Origin of the sequence: Falsiroseomonas sp. (genome assembly GCF_030695085.1) — a bacterium.
Classification (GTDB): domain Bacteria; phylum Pseudomonadota; class Alphaproteobacteria; order Acetobacterales; family Acetobacteraceae; genus Falsiroseomonas.
Map to the genome: position 1 here is coordinate 23,896 of NZ_JAUYTS010000205.1, position 6,159 is coordinate 30,054.

At 70.1% G+C, this 6,159-nt stretch carries 8 protein-coding genes; 7 read left to right on the plus strand and 1 reads right to left on the minus strand.

The genetic code is table 11. The features are described from left to right. The first annotated feature begins 21 nt into the window (after nucleotides 1–21). The 3 genes from Q8S40_RS21670 to Q8S40_RS21680 are packed head-to-tail and all read left to right on the plus strand — an operon-like array spanning nucleotide 22 to nucleotide 2,450. Nucleotides 22–1,122 (plus strand): ABC transporter ATP-binding protein, encoded by a 1,101-nt coding sequence (locus Q8S40_RS21670; RefSeq protein WP_305672063.1) that lies wholly within the window; start codon nucleotides 22–24, stop codon nucleotides 1,120–1,122. A 59-nt stretch (nucleotides 1,123–1,181) separates the two neighbouring features. Beyond that, nucleotides 1,182–2,267 (plus strand): malate/lactate/ureidoglycolate dehydrogenase, encoded by a 1,086-nt coding sequence (locus tag Q8S40_RS21675; RefSeq protein ID WP_304811836.1) that lies wholly within the window; start codon nucleotides 1,182–1,184, stop codon nucleotides 2,265–2,267. Continuing rightward, nucleotides 2,268–2,450, plus strand: coding sequence for a hypothetical protein (locus Q8S40_RS21680; protein WP_305672064.1), 183 nt, complete (start codon nucleotides 2,268–2,270; stop codon nucleotides 2,448–2,450). A gap of 3 nt (nucleotides 2,451–2,453) precedes the next feature. On the opposite strand, the gene Q8S40_RS21685 is transcribed toward Q8S40_RS21680, so the two are convergent. Further along, nucleotides 2,454–3,539, minus strand: a complete 1,086-nt coding sequence (locus Q8S40_RS21685) for a PA0069 family radical SAM protein (RefSeq protein WP_305672065.1) — start codon at nucleotides 3,537–3,539, stop codon at nucleotides 2,454–2,456. Between the two features lie 106 nt (nucleotides 3,540–3,645). Between Q8S40_RS21685 and Q8S40_RS21690 the strand changes: the two genes are divergently transcribed. Genes Q8S40_RS21690 through Q8S40_RS21705 form a run of 4 tightly spaced genes read left to right on the plus strand, consistent with a single transcriptional unit; the run spans nucleotide 3,646 to nucleotide 6,124 of the window. Continuing rightward, nucleotides 3,646–4,353 carry a TIGR04283 family arsenosugar biosynthesis glycosyltransferase gene (locus Q8S40_RS21690; RefSeq protein WP_305672066.1) on the plus strand — a complete coding sequence of 236 codons (708 nt, stop codon included), beginning with the start codon at nucleotides 3,646–3,648 and terminating at the stop codon, nucleotides 4,351–4,353. Next, a complete protein-coding gene (locus tag Q8S40_RS21695) occupies nucleotides 4,350–4,928 on the plus strand; it encodes a TIGR04282 family arsenosugar biosynthesis glycosyltransferase (protein ID WP_305672067.1) in 579 nt (192 codons plus the stop codon). The genes Q8S40_RS21690 and Q8S40_RS21695 overlap by 4 nt, the downstream gene beginning before the upstream one ends. Continuing rightward, on the plus strand, nucleotides 4,925–5,710 hold the full coding sequence (locus Q8S40_RS21700) for a class I SAM-dependent methyltransferase (RefSeq protein ID WP_305672068.1): 786 nt from the start codon (nucleotides 4,925–4,927) through the stop codon (nucleotides 5,708–5,710). The genes Q8S40_RS21695 and Q8S40_RS21700 overlap by 4 nt, the downstream gene beginning before the upstream one ends. Before the next feature lie 48 nt (nucleotides 5,711–5,758). Further along, on the plus strand, nucleotides 5,759–6,124 hold the full coding sequence (locus Q8S40_RS21705) for a hypothetical protein (RefSeq protein WP_305672069.1): 366 nt from the start codon (nucleotides 5,759–5,761) through the stop codon (nucleotides 6,122–6,124). Nucleotides 6,125–6,159 lie beyond the last annotated feature (35 nt).

Below are 6,159 nucleotides of genomic sequence, written 5' to 3' on the forward strand. Positions count from 1 at the left end.
TCTCCTGCTAGGGGTTCCGACATGGCTGAGGTTTCGGTCCGCAAGGTGGTCAAGGCCTATGAGGGCAATGTCCAGGCGGTGAAGGGCATTGATCTGGAGATCGCGGATCACGAATTCTGCGTACTGGTCGGCCCCTCCGGCTGCGGCAAATCCACCACGCTGCGGATGATCGCGGGGCTGGAGGAAATCACCTCCGGCGAGATCGCGATCGGCGGCACGGTGGTGAACGACATTCCGCCACGCGACCGCGACATCGCCATGGTGTTCCAGAACTACGCGCTGTACCCGCATATGTCGGTGTATGAGAACATGGCCTTCGGGCTGACGCTGCGGAAGTTTCCGAAGGCGGAGATCGCCAAGCGGGTGAACAACGCGGCCCGCATCCTGGATATCGAGCCGCTGCTGGCGCGCAAGCCGAAGGCGCTGTCCGGCGGCCAGCGGCAGCGCGTGGCGATGGGCCGCGCCATCGTGCGCGACCCCAAGGTGTTCCTGTTCGACGAACCGCTGTCCAACCTCGACGCCAAGCTGCGCGTGCAGATGCGGACCGAGATCAAGAAGGTGCACCAGACGGTCCGCACCACCACGGTCTATGTCACCCACGACCAGGTGGAGGCGATGACGCTGGCGGATCGTGTGGTGGTGATGAACCACGGCGTCATCGAACAGGTCGGCCCGCCGCAGGAGCTGTACCACCACCCGAGGACGCGCTTCGTCGCCGGCTTCATCGGCAGCCCGGCGATGAATTTCTTCCCGGCGAGGGTGGAGAATGGCTCCGGCGCGCTGCGCGTGATGCTGCCCAACAACATCGTACTGCCGGTGCCGGCCGATCGCACCGCTCGCTACCAGGGCGCCGTGGGGCGGGAGATGATCTTCGGCATCCGGCCGGAGCATCTGACCGAGCCGAAGAACCTCGACCGTGACAATATCGCGGTGTTCGAGGTGACGCCGGAAGTGATCGAGCCGATGGGGATGGAGACGCTGGTGCATTTCTGGATGCAGGGCGCCGAGATCTGCGCCCGCATCGACCCGACCACCCCGGCCGAGCCGGGCCGCCCGATGCAGCTGGCCGCGGACCTCAATCACATGCACCTGATCGATGTCGAAAGCGGCCGGGTCCTGTAGGTTCCCGAAGCCGCGTCCCGGGCCTAGACTGGCCGGCGGAAGAACATCCGAGAGACAGCATGGCCGCCGAATATGTGAATGTGCCCGCCCCGGCGCTTGAAGCCGTGGTGACGAAGATCTTTGGCGCCGCGGGCTGCGATGGCGCCGAGGCGACGCGCATCAGCACCCATCTGCTGGGCGCCAATCTCGCAGGCCATGACAGCCACGGCGTGGCGCGGGTGCCGCGCTATGTGGAATGGCTGGAATCCGGCTTCGTGCTGAAGGGCCAGACGGCGGAGATCGTCACCGATGGTGGCTGCTTCGCGCTGCTCGATGGCAAGTTCGGCTTCGGCCAGACGGTGGCGCCCCAGGCGGTGGAGCTTGGCATTGCCCGCGCCTTGCAGCACGGCATCGCCGTGGTGGGGCTGCGCAATGCCGGGCATATCGGCCGGGTCGGCGAATACTCCGAGAAGGCGATCGCGGCGGGGCTGATCTCCGTGCATTTCGTCAATGTTGCCGGCAGCGTGCTGGTGGCGCCCTTCGGCGGGGTGGAGCGGCGCTTTTCCACGGCGCCCTTCAGCGTCGGCGTGCCGCTGCCGGGCCGGCCGCTGATCCTCGATTTCGCGACCTCGCTGGTCGCCGAGGGCAAGGTTCTGGTGGCGTCGAACGGCGGCAAGGAATTGCCGCATGATGCGCTGATCGAGCCGGATGGGCGGCTCTCCGCCGATCCGCACACGCTGTATGGCGACTATCCGCAGATCGGCCCGCGCAACCCCTCCAACGGGAAGGGCGCGATCCGCGCCTTTGGCGAGCACAAGGGCAGTGGCCTGGCCTTCATGTGCGAGATGCTGGCCGGCGCGCTGACCGGCGGCGGCACCTCCGGCCCGGTCGAGGCGCGCGGGCGCATCGCCAATGGCATGCTGAGCTTCTACGTCTCGCCCTCGCATTTCGGCACCCAGGCCGAGTTCGAGGCGACCGGCCGCGCCTATGTCGATTGGGTGATGGAAACGGCGCCCGCCGATCCCGCCAGCCCGGTGCTGGCCCCCGGCGACAAGGAAGCGCAGACCCGCGCGGACCGACTCGCGAATGGCGTGCCGCTGCAGCCGGATACCTGGGAGAGCATCCTGCAGGTGGCGCGGCGCCTCGGCGTGCCGACGAACGGGTAGGTGGACCCGCTCACCCGCGTGCTGTTCCAGATGGTGCGGTGGCTGCGCCATCCGCCCTCCTGGCGCACCGTGCAGATCATCATCGTCGTGCTGGTCGCGGCCACGGCGCTGGTGCTGGTGGAGCGCTACATCGGCTGGCCGGATTGGGCGACCACCGAGCGGGTGCCGATGCGGCGGATGTAGCGGCTACAACAGCTCCATCTGCCGCGCCGGGGCCTTCGGCGCCTGGAACTGGCTGCAATCCAGCGATCCGCGCATGGTCTTGCGGCCATCCAACCCGTAGCGGCGCAGCGCGAGGCGAAAACGCTGGGCCAGCAGCTCCGCATAGGGGCCGCTGCCGGTCTGGCGCTGGCCGAAGCGGGCATCATACAGCCGCCCGCCGCGGGTTTCCCGCACCAGGGCCAGCACGCGGGCGGCGCGGTCGGGGTGGTGTTCGCGCAGCCAGGCCTCGAACATCTCCTTGATCTCCAGCGGCAGGCGCAGCAGCACATAGCCGGCATGGCTGGCCCCGGCGCTGGCGCTGGCTTCCAGGATGCGCTCCATCTCCATGTCGTTCAGGCCGGGGATCATGGGCGCCGCCAGCACGCCCACCGGCACGCCGGCCTTTGCCAGCTCCGTCACCGCCGCCAGGCGCTTCAGCGGGTTCGCCGCGCGGGGTTCCATCACCCGGGCCAGCTTCATGTCGAGCGTGGTGACGGAGACGCAGACATGCACCAGGTTGCGCGCCGCCAGCCGCTTCAGGATATCCAGGTCCCGCAGCACCAGCGCGCCCTTGGTGACGATGGTCACCGGGTGGCCGAAATGCTCCAGCACCTCCAGCACCCGGCGCGTGATGCCGAGGGTGCGTTCCACCGGCTGGTAGGGATCGGTATTCGCCCCCAGCGCCACCGGCTTCGCCTCATAGCCCCGCTTCGAAAGCTCCTTCTCCAGCAGCTCCGGCAGGTTCGGCTTGAACATCAGCTTGGTTTCGAAATCGAGGCCGGGCGACATGCCGACATAGGCATGGGCTGGCCGCGCGTAGCAGTAGACGCAGCCATGCTCGCAGCCGCGATAGGGGTTGAGCGAGCGGTCGAAGCCGAGATCGGGGCTGTCATTCCAGGACAGGGCGCTGCGGGCGTGATCCTGCGTCAGCGTGGTCGCCAGCGGCGGCAGGGCGGCGAAATCCGTGTCCAGCGTGCCCCAGCCATCATCATACAGCTCGGCATGCGCGCTTTCGTACCGGACGCCCGGGTTGGTGACGGCCCCGCGCCCCTTGCGGGCGAGGGAGGGCATCGCGATAGCTCCTCCACATGCTCCTCCGTCGGGCATCGTCCGATCCTCTTTCGCGGTTTGTTCTCATGCATCTGAAGCTGGCTTGCGCTGGATCGTCAAGAACAAAATGCGAATAGAGGGTCTTTCGCTCCCGGATCTTTCGCTCCCGGGTCTTTCGGTGGTGATCCCGGCGCTGAACGCCGCCGCCAGCCTGCCCGCCACGCTTGCCGCGCTCGGCGAGGTGCCGGCGGAGGTGGTTGTGGTGGATGGCGGCAGCACCGACGGCACGGCCGAAGCCGCCAGATCCGCACGCCTCCTCAGCGCCCCGCGCGGCCGGGGCGGCCAGTTGGCGGCGGGCATCGCGGCCGCGCGCGGCCCCTGGCTGCTGCTGCTGCACGCCGATACGCGCCTGGCACCCGGCTGGGCGGAGGCGGTCCGCGACGCCATGCGGGACCCCGGCCGCGCGCATTACTTCCGCTTCGCGCTGGATGATGGCAGCCCAGCGGCCCGCCGGCTGGAACGCGCCGTCGCCTGGCGCTGCCGTGCCCTTGGCCTGCCCTATGGCGACCAGGGGCTGCTGATCCACCGCGACCTGCTGGACAGCATCGGTGGCATGCGGCCGCTGCCGCTGATGGAGGATGTGGACCTCGCCCGCCGCCTCGGCCGCGCCCGGCTGGCCGCGATGCCGGTGGCGGCCATCACCAGCGCCGTGCGCTGGCAGCGGGATGGCTACCTGTGGAGGTCGGCCCGCAACATCACCTGCCTCACCCTCTTCTACCTCGGCCTCCCGCCCGGCATCATTGCGCGGATCTATTCGGGAAGGTGGCGCGGATGAGGGGTGACACGCTGCTGGTCTTCGCGCGTGCGCCGCGGCTCGGCACGCTGAAGCGCCGGCTGGCCCGCGGCATCGGCGCCATGGCGACGCTGCGCTTCTATCGCGGCCAGCTTGCCGCGCTGCTCGGCGCGGTGGCGCGGGACCGGCGCTGGACCACCCGCATCATCGCCACGCCGGACCGCGCCCGGGCCCGCTGGCCGCGGCCGGTGGCGGTGCGGCCGCAGGGGCAGGGCGACCTCGGCCAGCGCATGGTCCGCGCCATGGCGCCGCATCGCCGCGTGGTGCTGGTGGGCAGCGACATTCCCGGCATCGGCGCCGCCGACATTGCCGCGGCTTTTCGGGCGCTCGGCCGCGCCCAGGCGGTGTTCGGCCCGGCCGAGGATGGTGGCTACTGGCTGGTCGGCTTCGGCCCGCGCCGGCCCGCGAAGCCCTTCGCCGCCGTGCGCTGGTCCACCCGCCACGCGCTGGCCGATACGCTGGCCAATTTCCCCGGCCGCCGCATCGCCCTGCTGCGCCGGCTGCGGGATGTCGACACCGCCGAGGATCTTCTCGCCATCAGGAAACGCGCCGCATGAGCCGCCCCCAGATGAGTGGTCCCGATTGGTCCCTGACCAGCGCCGACTACGCCCGTCATCGCCAGGGCTTTCCGGATGGGCTGTATGATCTGCTCACCCATCACCGCCTGCTGCGCCCGGGCATGACCGCGCTGGACCTCGGCACCGGCACCGGCGCGCTGGCGCGTGGCCTGGCGGCGCGCGGCGCGGATGTGCTGGGCCTCGACCCCGCCCCCGGCCAGGTCGCCGCCGCCACGCGCCTGGCGCAGGACCAGGGCCTGGCTGGCCGCGCCCGCTTCGCCGAGGGCCTCGCCGAACGCACCGACCAGCCCGCGGGGACCTTCGACCTGGTCGCCGCCGGCCAGGCCTGGCACTGGTTCGACCGCGGCCTGGCGGCGGCGGAGGCGATGCGCGTGCTGCGCCCCGACGGTGCCCTGCTGATCTGCCACTACGATTGGATTCCGCTGCCCGGCAATGTGCCGCACGCCACCGAATGGCTGATCGAGGCGCACAACCCGCATTGGCGCATGGGCCGCGGCACCGGCTTCTACCCGGCCTGGGCGACCGACCTTGCCCTGGCGGGCTTCCGCGATATCGGCTTCGCCGGCTTCGACCATGCGGCGCGCTACAGCCGCGAGGATTGGCGCGGTCGCATCCGCGCCTCCGCCGGCATCGGCGGCGCCCTGGATGGCCCGGCAGTGGCGCGCTTCGACGCGGAACTGGCCGCGATGCTGGATACGCGGTTCCCCGAGGACCCGCTGTTGGTGCCGCACCGCGTCTTCGCCATCTGGGGTTGGCGGTAACCGCTTCGCAACACCTGCACGCGCAGCCTGTCCGGCGGAGGCACCCCCATGACCGAGACGGACAAGGCCCGCGAAATGCGGCAATCCATCGCCCGCCACCTGGCCGACCTGCACCGGCTGCACATCGCCCTGGCCGCCGATAGCCGCGCGCTCAAGGTGCTGACGACCGAGGGCCGGCCCATCGCCGAGATCGAGATCGCGGCCGAGATGCTGGAGCAATACATGGCCGCCACCGCCGCCTTCCTCGAAAACATGCGAGGCCGCTTCGAGAACCGGCTCGGCCTGCTGCGGCGGGGAGATCCGGTGGGGCCGGATCTGGCGCCGGGGCAGGGGCCGCTCGGACACGGCCCCTTCTGGTACGCATTCTCCCGCCTCTGCGTCGCGTTGCGCCTGGCGGAAAGGCGGGCGGGCTAGGTTCTGTGGACACTTACCTTAGCCACAGGACGGTG

Excerpts from the sequence above, each read along its gene's own strand:
- Q8S40_RS21700 (WP_305672068.1), top strand. The coding sequence starts at position 4,925 with ATGAGCCGCCCCCAGATGAGTGGTCCCGATTGGTCCCTGACCAGCGCC.
- Q8S40_RS21690 (WP_305672066.1), top strand. The coding sequence starts at position 3,646 with ATGCGAATAGAGGGTCTTTCGCTCCCGGATCTTTCGCTCCCGGGTCTT.
- Q8S40_RS21695 (WP_305672067.1), top strand. The coding sequence starts at position 4,350 with ATGAGGGGTGACACGCTGCTGGTCTTCGCGCGTGCGCCGCGGCTCGGC.
- Q8S40_RS21670 (WP_305672063.1), top strand. The coding sequence starts at position 22 with ATGGCTGAGGTTTCGGTCCGCAAGGTGGTCAAGGCCTATGAGGGCAAT.
- Q8S40_RS21675 (WP_304811836.1), top strand. The coding sequence starts at position 1,182 with ATGGCCGCCGAATATGTGAATGTGCCCGCCCCGGCGCTTGAAGCCGTG.
- Q8S40_RS21685 (WP_305672065.1), bottom strand. The coding sequence starts at position 3,539 with ATGCCCTCCCTCGCCCGCAAGGGGCGCGGGGCCGTCACCAACCCGGGC.
- Q8S40_RS21705 (WP_305672069.1), top strand. The coding sequence starts at position 5,759 with ATGACCGAGACGGACAAGGCCCGCGAAATGCGGCAATCCATCGCCCGC.